A 15,602-nucleotide genomic window follows, 5' to 3' on the forward strand; every position below is an offset into this window, starting at 1 on the left:
GTGGACACGGAGACGACGCAGGGCCTGGACGCGGCCCAGCGGCTGATGGACGACCTCGCCGGCTCGCTCGACGGGCTCGACGACCTCACGCCGTACCTCGAACGTCTCGTCCAGTCGGTCAACCGCACCATCGACGGCTGCGACGCCGTGGGCGTCACGGTGGTCATGGAGGACCGGCCGCGCACCGCGGCATACACGACCGCCGGCACGCTGGAGATCGACGCCGTGCAGTACGCGGTCGGTGACGGGCCGTGCCTCGACGCCTTCCGCAACGGCCGCGAGAACCTCGTCGACCTCACCGGCGGCGAGATGCGGTGGCCGGCCTTCATCGCGGGGTGCGACCCGGGTGAGGTCCAGACCCTCCTCGCCGTACCGCTGACGTCGGCCGGACGGCGGTTCGGGGCACTCAACCTGTACGCCCACGAGCGCAACGCCTTCGACGCCATCGAGATCGCCGTGGTGCGCATCGCCGCAGGTCGGGCGGCCGAGGCCATCGCCGCCGCGGTCGAGCTCGCGGGTGCCCGCGCCGTCGCCGCGCAGATGGAGCAGGCCATGGCCAGCCGGGCCGTCATCGAGCAGGCCAAGGGGGTCCTCATGGGGCGCCACGGCATCGACGAGGTGGTGGCGTTCGAGATGCTCCGCAAGCAGTCCCAGGAGCAGAACCTCAAGCTGCGCGTGCTGGCCGCCCAGGTGGTGTCCGAGGTCACTTCTTCCCGTTCCGAGGCGATGTGAGCTAGTCTCGAGGGCACCTGAAGCAACCGGGTCCGGCCACGACGGCCGACCGGTTGCTTTTTTGTTTGCCCGAGGAGGTTGCACATGAGTGGTGGGATCCGTGGCTGCTGCTACGCCTCGCCGGAGTACGGCGACCGTCCGTCCGCGTCGAAGCTCGACGCCTGGTGCGTGCACCGGGACCGGCGCGCGCACGTCCGTGGCCTCGCCGACACCGGGGCCCTGCGCGGGGGTCGCGCACCGAGCGACCACCTGAAGCGGCTCCACACCGCGGGCGCGTCAGCGGTCGCCGAGGACGGGTCGACCCTGCTCGTCTACGTCGTCGACCTCTACGACCCGTCGGCCTACGAGTACCTGCCGTCGGTGAGCGCGGTCCTGCGCGGGGCGGCGTGCCGTCGCGTCGACGTGGAGATCGTGCAGACGGGCCGGTATGCCGCGCCCGCCGTGGCCGCGGGTGTCATCGCCCTGCTCGCCTCGGAGGAGGCGCGGGTGTCCCGGGTGATCGAGGCGGTGCAGCGCGACTTCTTCGTAGGCGGCCACTCGCTCGACGAGCCCGGCGTCCTCGCCCGGGTGGCGAACGACCTCGAGCTCGACGCGCCCGCCATCGAGCTGTTCGCCGGCGGTGCCCGCGCCGCCCAGCTGGCGGCCGACGACATCATGCTGGCGCAGGACCTCGACCGGGGCGGTGGCCCCCTCCTGCTCGCGAGCCGCGGCACCCGCGTCTTCGAGTTCGACGGGCTGGGTGCGACCGGCGACCGCCTCGTCGACCAGTTCAACAGCGTGCTCGACCGCCCCTGAGGACCTTCCGACCCGGCGCCGGGGCCGGGCGCCGGACCGCGCGTCCCTCAGGGGCGGGCGCGGGGTCCGGCGCGAGCCCGTAGGGTCGTGCCATGGCCCGACCGCACGCCGCCGCCATCGTCGAGGACGCCTGGCACCGCCGGGTCGACGCCGTGCTCCGGGGCCGGGGGTGGCAGACCCGGATCGTCGCGCACACCGGCTACGGCAGCGAGGACTGGGCGCGGGTGCTCGGGCGCGTGCTGCTCACCCGCCGCAACCCCGGCGGCCAGCGCGAGGACGTCGGCGCCTCGTCGGCGCAGCTGCGCTCGGCGGAGGAGGAGCGCCGGGGCTGGCGCGCCTTCATCACCGCCCCGGCCATGAACGTCCCGGTGACGATCGTCCTCGGGAGCAAGCGGATCCACACCCGCACCGACCGCAGCGGGTACATCGACGTCAAGGTCAAGGACCACGGCCTGCCGGCCGGCTGGGCCGAGGCGACCATCACCTCGGTCGACGCCGAGACCGTGCAGGCGGCCGTCATGCTGGTCGGGCGCGACCAGCGCCTCGGCCTCATCAGCGACATCGACGACACCGTCATCTCCACCTCCCTGCCGCGGCCGATGATCGCCGCGTGGAACACGTTCGTGAAGAGCGAGAACGCGCGCCACGTCGTGCCCGGCATGGCGACGATGTACCGCGAGCTGCTGGCGGCCTCTCCCGGTGCCCCGATGGTCTACGTCTCCACCGGCGCCTGGAACACCGCGCCGACCCTGACCCGGTTCCTGCGCCGGCACGGCTACCCGGCCGGCCCGCTCCTGCTCACCGACTGGGGCCCGACCAACACCGGCTGGTTCCGCAGCGGCCAGGACCACAAGCGGGCCTGCCTGCACCGGCTCGCGAACGAGTTCCCCCAGGTGCGCTGGGTGCTCATCGGCGACGACGGCCAGCACGACCCGAAGATCTACGGCGACTTCGCCCGCCAGCGCCCCGACCGTGTCGAGGCCATCGCGATCCGCGAGCTGACGCCGTCGGAGCAGGTGCTGTCCCACGGCATACCGGTGTCGCGCGAGGAGCTCACCCCGTCGCGGGACCGGCACGAGAAGGACGTCCCGGTCTGCCGGGCCGGCGACGGGTACGGGCTGTTGCAGCTGCTGCGGGTGGCGCTGCGAACCCCGGCCGGTGACGGCGGCCTCTGACAGACTGGCGTCGTGCCGGAGCTGCCCGAGGTCCAGGCGCTCGTCGACTTCCTCGCCGAGCGGACTGCCGGGCTGGCCGTGACCGGCGTCGAGCTGGGGTCGTTCTCGGTGCTCAAGACGTTCGACCCGCCGCCGCAGGCGCTCGCGGGCGTGCCGGTCGACTCGGTCTCGCGGCACGGCAAGTTCGTCGACCTCGACTGCGACGGCATCCACCTGGTCTTCCACCTGGCGCGCGCCGGGTGGCTGCGGTGGTCCGACGCCATGCCGAACACCGTCCTGCGACCCGGCAAGTCGCCGATCGCGCTGCGCGCGCGGTTCTCCGACGGTTCGGGCTTCGACCTCACCGAGGCGGGCACGAAGAAGCGGCTCGCGGCCTACCTCGTGCGCGACCCCCACGACGTGCCGGGCATCGCGACGCTCGGGCCCGACCCGCTCGCCGACGACTTCACCCGCGAGGCGTTCGGAGCGCTGCTCGCGGGGCGGCGCGCCCAGGTCAAGGGCCTGCTGCGCGACCAGGGCTTCATCGCCGGCATCGGCAACGCCTACTCCGACGAGATCCTGCACGTCGCGAAGATGTCGCCGTTCGTGATGGCGTCCAGCCTCGACGAGGAGGCCGTGGACCGGCTGTATGCCGCGATGCGCGAGACGCTGAAAGGTGCGGTCGCCGCCGCGTCGGGCAAGCCCGCGGCCGAGCTCAAGGACGCCAAACGGGCCGGGATGAGGGTGCACGGCCGCACGGGCGAGACCTGCCCGGTGTGCGGCGACACGGTGCGCGAGGTGTCGTTCGCGGACTCCTCGCTCCAGTACTGCGCGACCTGCCAGACCGGCGGCAAGCCGCTGGCGGACCGTCGCATGTCCCGCCTGCTCAAGTAGACCTGCGACCACGTCCGGAGCCCGTCGCCGGGATCACCTCCGGAGCAGCAGCAGGGCGGAGTCGAGGAAGGTCGCGGCGGTGTCGTCGTCGTGGAACCAGCGCAGGTACAGCCCCGTGGTGACCCGCTCGACCATGGCCCACTGCCCGGCGCGCTCGGGGTCCGTCCCGGTCGCGGCGGCCGCCTGCAGGCACAGCCCGGCGTGCAGGTCCCGGGCGGCCGACGCTCCCGGGGCGGCCAGCAGCTCGCGGCTGAAGTCGCGGAGCACGACCCCGACGTCGTACTCGGGCTCGGTCACGATCCCGTCCGGGTCCACGAGCCGGTAGGACCGGTCGCCGTCGGTCGTTTCCGGCCCGAGCAGCGCGTTGCCGGGGTGGGGGTCGCCGTGGCACAGGACCTCCTGATCGGGGTCCCGCGTCGAGGACAGGTGGGCAGCGAGCCGGCCCGCCTCGTTGAGGGCGGGCGCCCAGCGTGCGCGCTCCGCGGGCGACAGCACCCGCTCCGGGAGGGTGCGCAGGATGCCGGCCAGCTGGTCCGCCTTGGCGGTGGCCTCCTGCCCGGGCGCAACCGGGAGCTCCCACGTGCGCTGCACGGGCCCGACGAGGTGGGCCACCTGACGGTCGGGCGGGAGCCCGGCGGAGGCCAGGGTCGGCCCGAGGCGCTCGAGCAGCACGGCACCCGCGGCGACGTCGCTGGCCAGCACCGCGGCATGCCCGCGTCCCTGCGCGGCGGCGAGGGCGGCGACCTGGGCGGCGAAGGCGGCTGTCGCCCCCTCGAGCTTGAGCACGGCCGGCCGGCCGCCCGCGGTGACGGCCAGGACCGGGCCCCCGATGCCCTCGCCGTACGCGTCACCGAGCTCGAGGTCCCAGCGCACGACGAGGTCCAGCAGCCGCTCCTCGAGCCGGTCGAGCACGGGGCCCGGGTCCGGGTGGTGTCGCAGCGCCACCCGCGTCGCGGAGACGACCCGGGTGACCGCTGCCTGCCGGCTGAGCTGCACGCGCGGCACGCTACCGGCGGGCGGCCCTGCGGACCGGGGTGGTTTCATGGGCCCATGGACATTCCCCAGGTCTCCGTGCACGAGGTCCCCGACGACGCGGTCGTCCTCGACGTCCGTGAGCAGGACGAGTGGGACGCCGGCCACGCGCCGGGCGCCGTCCACATCCCGCTCGGTGACCTCCCGTCGCGCCTGGACGCCCTGCCGGACACCGACGACGGCACGCTGGCCGTCGTCTGCCGCAGCGGCGGCCGCTCCTCGCGGGCCGTGGCCTGGCTCTCCCAGCAGGGGTTCGACGTCGCCAACGTCGAGGGCGGCATGAGGGCGTGGGAGGTCGCGGGCAAGCAGCTCGTGGCCGACGGCGCGGCCGCCACGGTCAAGTAGGCAGGCGGCACCGCCATGGCGTGGTTCGGGCGTCGACGGGACGAGCGCGCCGAGCCCGACGCCGGCGAGGAGGCCTCGGGCGCCCTCGACCCGTCGGCCGCGGGCGCCACCCTGATGGACGACGGCGAGTCCCTGCGTCCCGTGGTCGCGCCCATCGGTGCCGAGGAGCGCGGGCGCATCGACGCGGCCCTCGCCGCCCTGGCGCAGGAGGGCGTGGACGTCGATGACCTCGACTCCCTCTCCGCCGGGCTCGACGCGGCCTACCACGCCTGGGAGCGGTCGCCCGAGGGTGCACGCCCGGACCACGCGGCGGTCGTCGAGCGGTACGCCCTCGGCATCGGTGAGCACCTGGAGCGCCACACCGACCTCGACTGGCAGGTGGTGACCGACGTGTTCGGCACCGACCTGGCGCTGACCGAGGGCTTCAAGGGGACGTTCGTGGTCGTGCCGCACAACCTCGTGGCGGGCCGCTGGATGCGGGGCGAGACCGGCTGGCTGCCGGCCGTCGTCGGCCACATGGTGCGGCGCCGCAACCGTCGGTGACCCGCTCCGAGAGGGCCACCTCGAGCCGGTGGTGGGCGCGGCCTACCAGCGCACTGACATCCCGACGCTCGCCTGGCCGCCCAGGAAGCTGGTCCTCGCCGCGATGAGCCCGTCACCGACGACGTGCACCCTCTTGTGCGCCGTGCCCGCGTAGGTCACGTCCCCGCGACCGAACGGCGCATTCACGGTCAGGCTGCCGTCGACGACGTGGGCGCACGCCTCGCCCGACGTCGTCACGGACAGCACCTCGCCGGGCGAGAGCTGCAGGGCGGCCGTGACGTCGACGGGTTCGCAGGCGCCCGGCGTCGTCGGGAAGGACCCGTCCGAGGCGGTCACGCGCAGGTCCAGGGCACCCCCGAGCTCCCCTGCGGTGGCCCCGTCGAAGTGCCAGCTGGAGGCGCTCGTCTCCGGTGTCGCGTCGAACAGGCTCCGGTCGATGTTCTCGAGGGACGCCGCGTGGGCCGTGCCGGGAACCGCGAGGAGCGCGAGAGCGGTGGCACCGGTGGCGAGCAGGGATCGGGTCTTCATGGGTGTTCCTCCTGGGTGGGGCGCGGCCGGCTCCCTGCCGGTCGTCGTGACCCCACGGTCGGTGCCCGCCCTTGGGCTGGACTTGGGATCGACTGGGCACCGGGGCGAGGCCCGCCCGGTCGTCGTCCATCGGGGGGACCCGCTCCCCGGCTCGGGGGGAGACGATCGGCGCATGGGACGCCCCGACAGCAAGGCCCGTGCCGCCCGTCCCCCGCGGCGCACGGGCACGTCCGCGGACGGGATCGAGTACTCGGTCCTCGGTTCGGGGCCCAGGACGCTGCTGAACCTCCCGGGCGGGCCGGGCAGCGAGCTGCCCAGTGGCCTGCTCGCTCGGTTCACCGAGGCGCGGTTCCTGCCCTTCGTCCGCGCCGGGTATGCCGTGTGGACGGTCACGCGCCCCCGAGGCATGCCACCCGGGCACACCGTGGCCGACATGGCGTCCGACTGTGCCCGCTTCGTCGAGGAGCACGTGGGCGCCCCCGTGGACCTGCTGCTCGGGGAGTCCTACGGGGGGATGATCGCCCTGCACGTGGCGGCCGACCACCCGCAGACGGCCCGACGGGTCGTCCTCGTCGTCTCGGCGGCCGTCGTCACGCCCGAGGGCACGGACGTCGACGTGCGCTGGGCGCGGGCGCGGGCCGAGGGCCGCCACGCGGAGGCAGGAGCCGTGTTCCTCGAGTACTTCCTGCCGGGCCAGCGCGCCGCGGGGGTGCGCCGGCTGCTCGGACCGGCTGCGGGGCGCCTCTTCGCGGGGTCGCGGGTCCCGGCGGGGGACCTGCTGGTGGAGGCCGACGCGGAGGCGGCGTTCGACGCGCGCCCCGCCCTCGCGCGGATCCCGGTCCCGGTGCTCATGCTGTGTGGTGACCGGGACCGCTTCTTCGCCCGGTCGGCCGTGCAGGCGACCTGTGACGCGATCCCCGACTGCTCGCTGGTCTGGTACCACGGCAGGGGCCACCTCCGAGCGGCGTCGAGCCGCCGGGTCCCGCAGGACGTCCTCGACTGGGTGGCGCGGCTGGACGCCTCCTCCCCAGCCGCCGGCTGAGACGCGCTCCACGGGCCGGCGCGCCGGCCGCCCCCGGGCGCGGACGACACGATGGACGTGTATCTCGAAATCTCGGGAAAGCCCTAGAGATCCCCATACGCTGCGATCGTGGACCCGATCCGGAACCCGTACGCCCCCGGCGCCGGCCAGCGCCCGCCCGAGCTGGCCGGCCGTGACGAGCAGCTGCACGCGTTCGACGTCGTGCTCGAGCGGGTCTCGCGAGGCCGCCCGGAGCGCTCGGTGGTGCTCACCGGGCTGCGCGGCGTCGGCAAGACCGTGCTCCTCAACGCCCTGCGCTCCGCCGCCGTCCGCGCGAGCTGGGGCACCGGCAAGCTGGAGGCCCGCCCCGACCAGCGGCTGCGGCGCCCCCTCTCGGCAGCCCTGCACGTCGCGGTGCGCGAGCTCGGGCACCCGGCCGGCGAGGAGGTCGACCAGGTGCTCGGCGTCATCAAGGCCTTCGCCCAGCGCGACACCGCGCCGGGCGCCAGGCTGCGCGAGCGCTGGAACCCCGGCATCGACGCCCCCGCCGCGACGGGACGGGCCGACTCCGGTGACATCGAGATCGACCTCGTCGAGCTGCTCACCGACGTGGGCGGCCTCGCCGCCGACGTGGGTCGCGGAGTCGCCGTCTTCATCGACGAGATGCAGGACCTCGGCCCCGAGGACGTCTCGGCCCTGTGCGCCGCGTGCCACGAGATCAGTCAGTCCGGCCTGCCCGTGATCGTCGTCGGCGCCGGGCTGCCGCACCTGCCGGCCGTGCTGTCCGCCTCGAAGTCCTACTCGGAGCGCCTCTTCCGGTACCAGCGCATCGACCGGCTCGACCGCGGCGCGGCCGACCTCGCCCTCGTCGCCCCCGCCGAGGACGAGGAGGCCGGGTTCACGCCCGAGGCCCTCGAGGCGATGTATGCCGCGACCGCCGGCTACCCGTACTTCATCCAGGCCTACGGCAAGGTCGCCTGGGACGTCGCCCCCCGGTCGCCGATCACGGCCGACGACGTCGCGGTCGCGGCCCCAGAGGCGGAGGCCGAGCTCGCCGTCGGCTTCTTCGGGTCCCGCTACGAGCGGGCGACGCCGGCCGAGCGCGAGTACCTGCGGGCCATGGCGGACGCCGCGACGGCCTCGGTCGAGGCGGGCGGCGACCTCGACGACATCGAGTCGGTCGCGACCTCGGAGGTGGCGGCGATCCTCGGGCGCAAGCCGCAGTCCCTGTCGCCGGCGCGGGACGCGCTGCTGAAGAAGGGGCTCATCTACTCCGGCGAGCGCGGCCGGATCGCCTTCACCGTGCCGCACTTCGGCCGCTACCTGCGCACGACAGCCTGACCGTGCGCGGGGAACGACGGCTGCCCACGCGGACCCCCGAGTCGCGGGCCTTCGCCGAGCGCGTGCAGGTCGTGATGGGGCTGACCGCGCGGCTCAACGCGATGCCGTTCGACGACCTCGACGGGCGCCGGACGCTGCTGACCGAGATCTTCGGCGGCCCGGTCCCCGACTCGCTCACCGTCCTGCCGCCGTTCCACTGCGACCACGGCCTCGGCGCCTCCTTCGGCGAACGCGTCTTCATCAACCAGGGCTGCTACTTCCTCGACCTCGGCGGCATCACGATCGGCGACCGCGTGCTCATCGGCCCGCGGGTCACCCTCACCACGGCAGGCCACCCGGTCGAGCCGGCCGAGCGGTTCGACTTCATCACCTCGGCGCCGATCACGATCGAGGACGACGTGTGGATCGGCGCGGCCGCGACCATCTGCCCCGGGGTGACCATCGGCCGTGGCTCGGTCGTCGGCGCGGGCGCCGTGGTCGCCAAGGACGTGCCGCCGATGAGCATCGTGACGGGGACGAGCGCGGTCGAGCGCCGGCGCCTGTCCTCGCCCTGAGCCCGCCGAAGACTCGTCGGCATCCAGGACGCCGAACGTCCCCGAACCCTCCTACCGTGACCCCATGACACGGACGACGAAGGCGCCGGCCGTCGACCCGGGGGCGCTCACGGTGAGGCCGCTCGACGCGGCGACGTGGCCGGCATACGCAGCCCTCATGGAGCGGCACAACGGGGTCTTCGGCGGGTGCTGGTGCACGTACTTCCACACCATGGCCGCGGAGAAGACCTACGACGCGGACAGCAACCGCGACCTCAAGGAGCGGCTGGTCCGCACGGGCCGCGCGCACGCCGCCCTCGTGCTCGACGGTGCCGAGGCCGTCGCGTGGTGCCAGTACGGCCCGCCGTCGGAGCTGCCGAACATCTACCACCGCAAGGAGTACGAGGAGACGAGCGAGCGCGAGCCCGACTGGCGGATCACCTGCCTGTTCGTCGACAAGCGCTACCGGCGCTCGGGGGTGTCGGCCGTGGCGGTGCAGGGCGTGCTCGACCTCGTGGCGGCCGCGGGCGGTGGGGTCGTCGAGGCCTACCCGCACGACAACGAGGGCACGAAGGTCTCGGTGCTCTACAGCGGCACCCGCGCGCTGTTCGAGCGTGCCGGCTTCACCTACGACCGGCCCAAGGGCACGCGGAACTGCGTCATGAGCCGGACGGTCCCCCCCGCCCGCTGACCGGCCGCCAGCCGGGTGGCGGGTCCTCCCCGACGCGGCCGTCGACGGCCTCGCGGAGCAGGTCGGCGTGGCCGGTGTGGCGGCCGTACTCCTCGACCATGTCGCACAGCAGCCGGCGCAGGTTGGCGTGCTCCCCGGTGTCGGTGCCGGCGTGCACCTCCTGGGCGGGGCCGCCTCGCTCGAGGGTCACCCGCACCCGCTCGCGCGACCGGGCGACCGCGTCGTCCCAGTACGCGTACAGCTGCGCCGGCTCGTCCCCGTCGGCCGACGTGATCTCCCAGTCGGGGTCTTCGTCCCAGCCGTTGGCGTCCCACACCGGCGGCAGGGGCGACCCGTCGAGCTTGGTGTGGAACGCGTGGTCCTCCGCGACGGCCAGGTGCTTCAGCAGCCGGCCGAGGGTCAGCGTCGACCGCCCGACCCGCTGGCCGAGCCCGACGGCGTCGAGCTCGTCGGTCTTCCACCGGAACGTCCACCGCAGCCTGTCGAGGGCACCCAGCAGGGCCTCGGCCTCCGTCCCGGCGAGGGGCGGCTCCCACGGTGTCTCGTCGGACCCGGGTACCGGGTCTGGGTGCGGCGCGGCGACGGGTTCGGTCATCGGGTCTCCTCCGGGCGCGTCTCGTCCTGGCGGGTCTCCACCTGCCGGGGCTCGAGCACGGCGAGGTCGCGCTCGGCGAACTGGCGGTGCCACCACTCCTCGTTGAGCAGGACGTCGAGGCAGTCCTTGACCGGGAACCGCGAGCCGGCCGGCGGCCAGCCCGTCCCCGTGAGCTCCGGGGTCTGCCCGGCCAGCTGCTCGTCGGTGAGCGTGGCGAGGTATGCCGAGACCTCGCGGCTGCGGGTCAGGCGCAGCTCCAGCGCCTCGTCGAGCGAGGGCCGCACCTCGCGGTCGCGGGGCACGCCCGGGGTGTCGGGCATGGTGTCCCACGGCAGCTCGAGCGGCAGCCACGGCGAGGGGTTGCCGAGGAGGGCCCGGTGCAGCCACGAGCTCGTCGCGAAGGCCAGGTGGCGCAACGTCTCGACGAACGACCACTCCCCGTCGACGCCCTCGTGCACCAGGTCGGGATCGACCGACTCCAGGCGCCGGGCGCGGTCGACGGTCCCGGCCCACAGGTCCTCCAGCAGCGCCCAGGCCTCGCGGTAGCCGGCGGCGTCGGTGGGGCGCAGCCTCGTCCGCTCGGGGTGGCGGCGGTCCAGCTCGGCCGTGACGAGCGGGCCGATGTCGACGCCGTTGACCCGGACGTTCTCGAGCTCGCCGTTGATCTCGACGTCCTGCAGCTCCACGCCGCGCATCCGGACGTTGCGGAACGCGGTGTCCCGCACCTCCGCGTCGGCCAGGTCGACCATCTGCAGCCTCGCGCCGGTGAGGTCGACCCGGTCGAACCGCGCGCCGGAGAGGTCGACGTGCTCGAACGTCGCCCCCAGCAGCTGCTCGTCCCGGAACGCCGTCACCGTCAGAGCCTCTCGAGCAGGGCCAGCGAACGCTCGAGCACGAGCTTCGTGGCGCCCGCGTCGTAGTCGGCCAGGGTGTTGTCGGCGAACAGGTGGCCGTCGCCGGGGTAGAGGAACAGCTCGACCTCGTCGTGGGACTCCACGAACGGCCGCGCCGCCTCGAGGTCCCCCTCCTCGACGAAGAACGGGTCCGCGTCCATGGCGTGGATCTGCGCGGGCGTCCCCTCGGGCCAGGCGCCGAACCAGGAGGGGTCGGCGAAGCCGTGGTAGAAGAGGCCGGCCAGGGCTCCGGGTCGGCCCTGCAGCAGCTTCTGGGCGGGCATGCAGCCGAGCGAGAACCCGGCGTAGACCAGGCCCTGCGGCAGGTCCTGCACGGCGCGCACGCCTCGCTCGCGGACCTCCTCGAAGCCGACCTCCCCGCAGTACGCCTGCCCCGCCTCGATGGACTCGAAGGTGCGCCCCTCGAACATGTCGGGCGTGTGGACGGTGTGGCCCGCCTCGCGCAGCGCGTCGGCGAACGCGACGACGCCGGAGGTCAGGCCCTGGATGTGGTGGAAGAGCACGATCTCGGTCATGGCGGACACGCTAGGACCCATTGCGGACGGTTCGCGTCCGCGTCGAGAATTCGTCGCGTGGATCCCGATGCCAGCCCCACCGCCCGTGCCCTCGTCGCCCTCGAGCTCGTCCAGAGCTCGCCGGGCATCACGGCCGAGCGGATCGGCGAGCGCCTCGGGGTGACGCCGCGCGCGGCCCGGCGCTACGTCGCCACGCTGCGCGAGGCCGGCATACCCATCACGTCGGTGAGCGGTCCGGCCGGCGGGTACCGGCCAGGACGCGGCCTGCGGCCGTCGCCCCTCGTGTTCACCCCGGCCGAGACGCTCGGCCTCGTGATGGCCGTCCTCGACGGCCACCACGACGCCGGCGACGCCTCCGACCCGGTCGGAGCCGCGCTCGCCAAGATCCTGCGCACCTTGCCGGAATCCGTTGCGGCACAAGCGGAAGCGGTCCGTCGCACGACTGCTCCCGCACCGGACCGTGGGGCCGCGAGACCGCAGCCGGACACCACGGTGACCCTGGTGCGCGCCTGTGCGGACCGCCGGCGGGTGCGCCTGGCGTACCGGACCGAGTCGGGCCGGGACCTGTCGCTCGTGGTCGAGCCGTGGGCCGTCGTCGTGCGGCACAGCCGGTGGTACCTGCTGTGCCACTCGGTGACCTCCGGCGCGCCGCGCACCTACCGGGTCGACCGGGTGCTGGAGGCCGAGGTGCTGGACACGACGTTCGAGCCCCCGGCCGACCTCGACCCCGTGAGCGCCCTCGAGGAGCACCTCGGCGTCGGGTGGGAGTTCGAGGTGGAGGTCGTCGTCGACGCCCCGGCCGAGCGCGCCGCGCGGTGGCTGCCGCGCACGATGGGCCGCGTCGAGCCCGTCGACGACCAGCGGTCCCGTCTCGTCGGCAGCACGAGCAACCCCGGCGGGTATGCCGCGGACCTGGCCCACCTGCCAGTGGCCTACCGCGTCGTCCGGGGTGAGGAGGTGCGGTCCGCGACCGCTGCGCTGGCAGAGCGGCTGCTGCAGGCGGCAGGGCCGGGCTGAGGTCTGACGGGCTGCGGTTCGGACGGGCTTCAGGCCGGGGCGTAGGCGAGGTGGACGACGCCGTTGTCGTAGACGTCGTGGCCGACGAGGGACAGCCGGTGGGACTCGCCCTCGCGGAAGAGGCGGCCGCCGGCGCCGAGGGCCACCGGGTAGACGAAGAGGTGCAGCTGGTCGACGAGGCCGTCGGCGAGCAGCCCGCGGACCAGCCGCCCGCTGCCGCTGACGTAGAGGTCGCCGTCGAGGTCGTCCTTGAGGCGGCGGATCGTGCCGGCGTCGTACGCCCCGAGCCGTTCGGTGGGCGACCACTCCTGCGAGGGCTCGGTGGCCCCGACGACGTACTTGGTGGTCTCGTTGAAGAAGGGTGCGCCCGGGTCGTCCTGCGCCGTCCGGACGCGCCAGGCGGGCGCGAACATCTCGAACGTGGTGCGGCCCAGGAGGATCCCGCGCACGTCGGCCATGATGCCGCCCAGCGTCTCGCCCATCGCCGGGTCGAACCCGTGCTCGAACGTCCACGCCGGGTCCTCGAAGACGCCGTCGAGCGAGATGAACTCGTGCACGTGGATCTGGCCCATGGTTGCTCCTCCGTTGCTGTGCGGTCCGGCGCAGTGAGGTGCCCGTAGCGGTACCCCGGTGCGGTGGTCCGGCCGGTGGGTCCGGTGTGGACCCGGGCGGTGCCGTCCGCCGAGGTCCGTCGCCGTCGAACCTACCGACCGGCGGGCGGGGCCGAACTCATCGCGGCCCGGTCACCTCGAGGTCCAGCCACCGCGCCAGGGCGGCCACCTCTCGGTCCACCCGCTGCTCCAGCCCGCGGTCGAAGGTCACGTCGCGGTGCAGGGCGTCCACCCTCAGCACGCCACGCTCGACGTCCGCCGTGCAGTCGAGCTTGCCGACGAACCGGTCGCCGTCGAGCACCGGCAGCGCCCAGTAGCCCCAGCGACGCTTCGCGACCGGCTTGTACATCTCCAGCTGGTACCCCCACCCGAACTGCTCGGCCAGCCGCTTGCGGTCGAAGACGAGCCGGTCGAGCGGCGACAGCAGCACCGTGCGTCCCTCGAACGGCTCGTCCACCCGGGCCAGCAGCTCCGGGTCGGCGCGCCAGGTCCCGCGCACCCCCTCGACGGCGACCTCCTCGCCGACCGGCCCCACGGCATACGTCTCCCCGGGCACCTCGGCCACGCGTGCCCGCGCGAGCCCCAGCGAGGCCAGCCGCCGGCGCGCCCGTTCCCGGAGCGCCTCGTCGAGGGCGACGACCCGGTCGTCGTCGGGGTGGACGCGCTCGGCCAGGTCCCACATCCGCTCGCGGCCCTCGCGGTGCGACACCGCGATCTCGCCGCGGCGCTCCATCAGGCTGACGAGCATCGTCACGTTGCGGTTGTTGTTCCAGCCGCTCGACCGCCACGGCCGCACGCAGGTGTCGGGCAGGTCCCGGACGGCGGTCGGGCCGTCGGACCGCAGCACGTCGAGGATGTCGAGCCGGCAGCCGTCGTTGTCCTCGACCCACTCCTGGAGCTGGACCTGCCACTCGCTGAGCGGCTCCGGCCCCGGCCACCGCTCCATCTGGGCGCGGAAGAGGGCGAGGTCGTCGGCCGGCCGCAGCATGCCCTCGAGCTCGACCACCTCACGCGCGTCGAGCAGGTCGTCGAGGTCGTCGGGCTGGAACGTCGGACCCAGCCGGCTCCAGCAGACGAGGTCGGCGCTCGGTGCCACCGCCGCCGTCAGGTCGACCTGGACCACGGTGAGGTGCCGTATCACCTCGAGCAGGTCGGTCGGCCGGGGCGCGGCGAGGAGCTGGGCGCGCACGGCGATGCGCCGGGCCTGCTCGGCTGTGAGGACCCGGGGTGACGGCCTGGACCCCGCCACTCAGGACTCCCGGATCCGCAGCAGCACCGACGCCTCGTCGTCCACGTCGAGGTCCTCCGCCCGGCGCACGTGGTCGCGCAGGGGCAGGACGTACCCGCCGTCCTTGGGGAACAGCGACGTCGGCCAGGTCGTCCCGCCGATGCTCGCGGTCACGGGGATCATGCCCCAGCCGTAGCTCACGAACGACCACTCGCGCAGCTCGCCGGCGACCGGTTCGGGCACCGTCACGAAGTGGTACGGCGACGGACCGCGCCAGTACCAGACGGTCCCGCGGAACTCCCACTCGTCGTTCTCCGGCTGCTCGCGCACCTGCCGTCCCCTCTCGCGCCGTGTCGCGCCATTGTGCCCGCACCGGCGCCACGGCGAGGCTCCCCGCGAACGTTCCCCTGCCGTGGTGACCTGAGGCGTCCGATCCCCGGAGACCCCAGGAGTCCCCGTGCCGCAGCTGCTCACCACCCTCGCCGGTGCGTATGCCGGCCTGCCCGCCCTGCCGGGTGGCGTGGGCAGCGACCTGCTCGCGTTCGGGGTGCCGCCGTGGGAGAAGGTCGTCCGGACCGTGCTGGTCTACGTGGCGATCCTGCTCATCATCCGCGTCGCCGGGAAGCGGCTCATGGCGCAGATGAACTCCCAGGACCTCGTGGTCGTGCTGCTCCTCTCGAACGTGGTGCAGAACGCCATCATCGGGAACGACAACTCGCTCGGCGGAGGCGTCCTGGGCGCCGTGGTGCTCGTCGCGGTCAACACGGCACTGGACCTCTGGGCCATGGTCAGCCCGAGGGTCGCGTGGCTGGTCGACGGGAAGCCGACCGTGGTCGTGGTCGACGGCGTCGCCGACCACCGCGCCCTGCGCCGGCTCGGCATGACGCAGGCCGAGCTGCTGAACGCCCTGCAGCAGCAGGGCGCCGACGGCCTCGCCGAGGTGCGGTCCGCCTCGATGGAGCCCGGCGGGACGCTGACGCTCCAGCTCGTGCCCGACGCGCGGGACGCGACGGTCGCCGACCTGCGCCGCGCCGTCGACGCCCTCACCGCCAAGCTCGACGCCCGCGACCACCCCGGCGACCCGGCCTGACCCACCCGGTCCCCCCTTTCCCG

20 protein-coding genes are annotated in these 15,602 nt (G+C 74.1%); 12 read left to right on the forward strand and 8 right to left on the reverse strand.

The window, feature by feature from the left end:
* The 4 genes from J2X64_RS08375 to J2X64_RS08390 all read left to right on the forward strand — a co-directional run bounded on the left by J2X64_RS08375 (nucleotide 1) and on the right by J2X64_RS08390 (nucleotide 3,575).
* Entirely contained in the window at nucleotides 1-732 is a 732-nt protein-coding gene (locus J2X64_RS08375; protein WP_310152293.1) for a GAF and ANTAR domain-containing protein, read from the forward strand.
* Between the two features lie 84 nt (nucleotides 733-816).
* Nucleotides 817-1,527 (forward strand): hypothetical protein, encoded by a 711-nt coding sequence (locus tag J2X64_RS08380; RefSeq protein ID WP_310152296.1) that lies wholly within the window; start codon nucleotides 817-819, stop codon nucleotides 1,525-1,527.
* 92 nt (nucleotides 1,528-1,619) lie between these two features.
* The gene (locus J2X64_RS08385; RefSeq protein ID WP_310152299.1) at nucleotides 1,620-2,702 is read left to right on the forward strand and encodes a phosphatase domain-containing protein; all 1,083 of its coding nucleotides are present in this window, start codon (nucleotides 1,620-1,622) and stop codon (nucleotides 2,700-2,702) included.
* 12 nt (nucleotides 2,703-2,714) lie between these two features.
* On the forward strand, nucleotides 2,715-3,575 hold the full coding sequence (locus J2X64_RS08390) for a DNA-formamidopyrimidine glycosylase family protein (protein ID WP_310152303.1): 861 nt from the start codon (nucleotides 2,715-2,717) through the stop codon (nucleotides 3,573-3,575).
* A gap of 33 nt (nucleotides 3,576-3,608) precedes the next feature.
* On the opposite strand, the gene J2X64_RS08395 is transcribed toward J2X64_RS08390, so the two are convergent.
* The gene (locus J2X64_RS08395; protein ID WP_310152305.1) at nucleotides 3,609-4,571 is read right to left on the reverse strand and encodes an aminoglycoside phosphotransferase family protein; all 963 of its coding nucleotides are present in this window, start codon (nucleotides 4,569-4,571) and stop codon (nucleotides 3,609-3,611) included.
* A gap of 54 nt (nucleotides 4,572-4,625) precedes the next feature.
* Between J2X64_RS08395 and J2X64_RS08400 the strand changes: the two genes are divergently transcribed.
* Together J2X64_RS08400 and J2X64_RS08405 are read left to right on the forward strand one after the other, a co-directional pair.
* Nucleotides 4,626-4,952: a rhodanese-like domain-containing protein gene (locus tag J2X64_RS08400; protein WP_310152308.1), complete on the forward strand. Its 327-nt coding sequence runs from the start codon at nucleotides 4,626-4,628 to the stop codon at nucleotides 4,950-4,952.
* Between the two features lie 15 nt (nucleotides 4,953-4,967).
* Entirely contained in the window at nucleotides 4,968-5,495 is a 528-nt protein-coding gene (locus tag J2X64_RS08405; protein WP_310152310.1) for a DUF3806 domain-containing protein, read from the forward strand.
* 42 nt (nucleotides 5,496-5,537) lie between these two features.
* Here J2X64_RS08405 and J2X64_RS08410 read toward each other — a convergent pair whose 3' ends face one another.
* Complete coding sequence (locus J2X64_RS08410; RefSeq protein WP_310152313.1) at nucleotides 5,538-6,023, reverse strand: hypothetical protein; 486 nt, start codon at nucleotides 6,021-6,023, stop codon at nucleotides 5,538-5,540.
* A gap of 172 nt (nucleotides 6,024-6,195) precedes the next feature.
* Between J2X64_RS08410 and J2X64_RS08415 the strand changes: the two genes are divergently transcribed.
* The 4 genes from J2X64_RS08415 to J2X64_RS08430 all read left to right on the forward strand — a co-directional run bounded on the left by J2X64_RS08415 (nucleotide 6,196) and on the right by J2X64_RS08430 (nucleotide 9,609).
* Nucleotides 6,196-7,065 (forward strand): alpha/beta hydrolase, encoded by an 870-nt coding sequence (locus J2X64_RS08415; protein WP_310152316.1) that lies wholly within the window; start codon nucleotides 6,196-6,198, stop codon nucleotides 7,063-7,065.
* Between the two features lie 108 nt (nucleotides 7,066-7,173).
* On the forward strand, nucleotides 7,174-8,385 hold the full coding sequence (locus tag J2X64_RS08420) for an ATP-binding protein (RefSeq protein WP_310152319.1): 1,212 nt from the start codon (nucleotides 7,174-7,176) through the stop codon (nucleotides 8,383-8,385).
* Nucleotides 8,386-8,387: 2 nt separating this feature from the next.
* Nucleotides 8,388-8,939: a sugar O-acetyltransferase gene (locus J2X64_RS08425; RefSeq protein WP_310152322.1), complete on the forward strand. Its 552-nt coding sequence runs from the start codon at nucleotides 8,388-8,390 to the stop codon at nucleotides 8,937-8,939.
* A 64-nt stretch (nucleotides 8,940-9,003) separates the two neighbouring features.
* Nucleotides 9,004-9,609, forward strand: coding sequence for a GNAT family N-acetyltransferase (locus tag J2X64_RS08430; protein ID WP_310152324.1), 606 nt, complete (start codon nucleotides 9,004-9,006; stop codon nucleotides 9,607-9,609).
* On the opposite strand, the gene J2X64_RS08435 is transcribed toward J2X64_RS08430, so the two are convergent.
* The 3 genes from J2X64_RS08435 to J2X64_RS08445 are packed head-to-tail and all read right to left on the reverse strand — an operon-like array spanning nucleotide 9,578 to nucleotide 11,633.
* Complete coding sequence (locus tag J2X64_RS08435) at nucleotides 9,578-10,204, reverse strand: DUF664 domain-containing protein (RefSeq protein ID WP_310152326.1); 627 nt, start codon at nucleotides 10,202-10,204, stop codon at nucleotides 9,578-9,580. The genes J2X64_RS08430 and J2X64_RS08435 overlap by 32 nt on opposite strands.
* Entirely contained in the window at nucleotides 10,201-11,058 is an 858-nt protein-coding gene (locus J2X64_RS08440; protein ID WP_310152329.1) for a DinB family protein, read from the reverse strand. Before J2X64_RS08440 ends, J2X64_RS08435 begins: the two co-directional genes overlap by 4 nt.
* A gap of 2 nt (nucleotides 11,059-11,060) precedes the next feature.
* The gene (locus tag J2X64_RS08445) at nucleotides 11,061-11,633 is read right to left on the reverse strand and encodes a dienelactone hydrolase family protein (RefSeq protein WP_310152332.1); all 573 of its coding nucleotides are present in this window, start codon (nucleotides 11,631-11,633) and stop codon (nucleotides 11,061-11,063) included.
* A 57-nt stretch (nucleotides 11,634-11,690) separates the two neighbouring features.
* On the opposite strand from J2X64_RS08445, the gene J2X64_RS08450 reads away from it, so the two are divergent.
* Nucleotides 11,691-12,650 (forward strand): WYL domain-containing protein, encoded by a 960-nt coding sequence (locus J2X64_RS08450; protein ID WP_310152334.1) that lies wholly within the window; start codon nucleotides 11,691-11,693, stop codon nucleotides 12,648-12,650.
* 29 nt (nucleotides 12,651-12,679) lie between these two features.
* Here J2X64_RS08450 and J2X64_RS08455 read toward each other — a convergent pair whose 3' ends face one another.
* The 3 genes from J2X64_RS08455 to J2X64_RS08465 form a co-directional block, all read right to left on the reverse strand.
* Nucleotides 12,680-13,222 (reverse strand): dihydrofolate reductase family protein, encoded by a 543-nt coding sequence (locus tag J2X64_RS08455; protein ID WP_310152337.1) that lies wholly within the window; start codon nucleotides 13,220-13,222, stop codon nucleotides 12,680-12,682.
* A gap of 157 nt (nucleotides 13,223-13,379) precedes the next feature.
* Nucleotides 13,380-14,510: a DNA glycosylase AlkZ-like family protein gene (locus J2X64_RS08460; protein ID WP_310152340.1), complete on the reverse strand. Its 1,131-nt coding sequence runs from the start codon at nucleotides 14,508-14,510 to the stop codon at nucleotides 13,380-13,382.
* Nucleotides 14,511-14,819, reverse strand: coding sequence for a DUF1905 domain-containing protein (locus J2X64_RS08465; protein WP_310152342.1), 309 nt, complete (start codon nucleotides 14,817-14,819; stop codon nucleotides 14,511-14,513).
* 127 nt (nucleotides 14,820-14,946) lie between these two features.
* On the opposite strand from J2X64_RS08465, the gene J2X64_RS08470 reads away from it, so the two are divergent.
* Entirely contained in the window at nucleotides 14,947-15,579 is a 633-nt protein-coding gene (locus J2X64_RS08470) for a YetF domain-containing protein (protein ID WP_310152345.1), read from the forward strand.
* The last annotated feature ends 23 nt before the right edge of the window (nucleotides 15,580-15,602 follow it).

This window comes from Phycicoccus sp. 3266, assembly GCF_031456495.1.
In the GTDB taxonomy this organism is placed as follows: domain Bacteria; phylum Actinomycetota; class Actinomycetes; order Actinomycetales; family Dermatophilaceae; genus Pedococcus.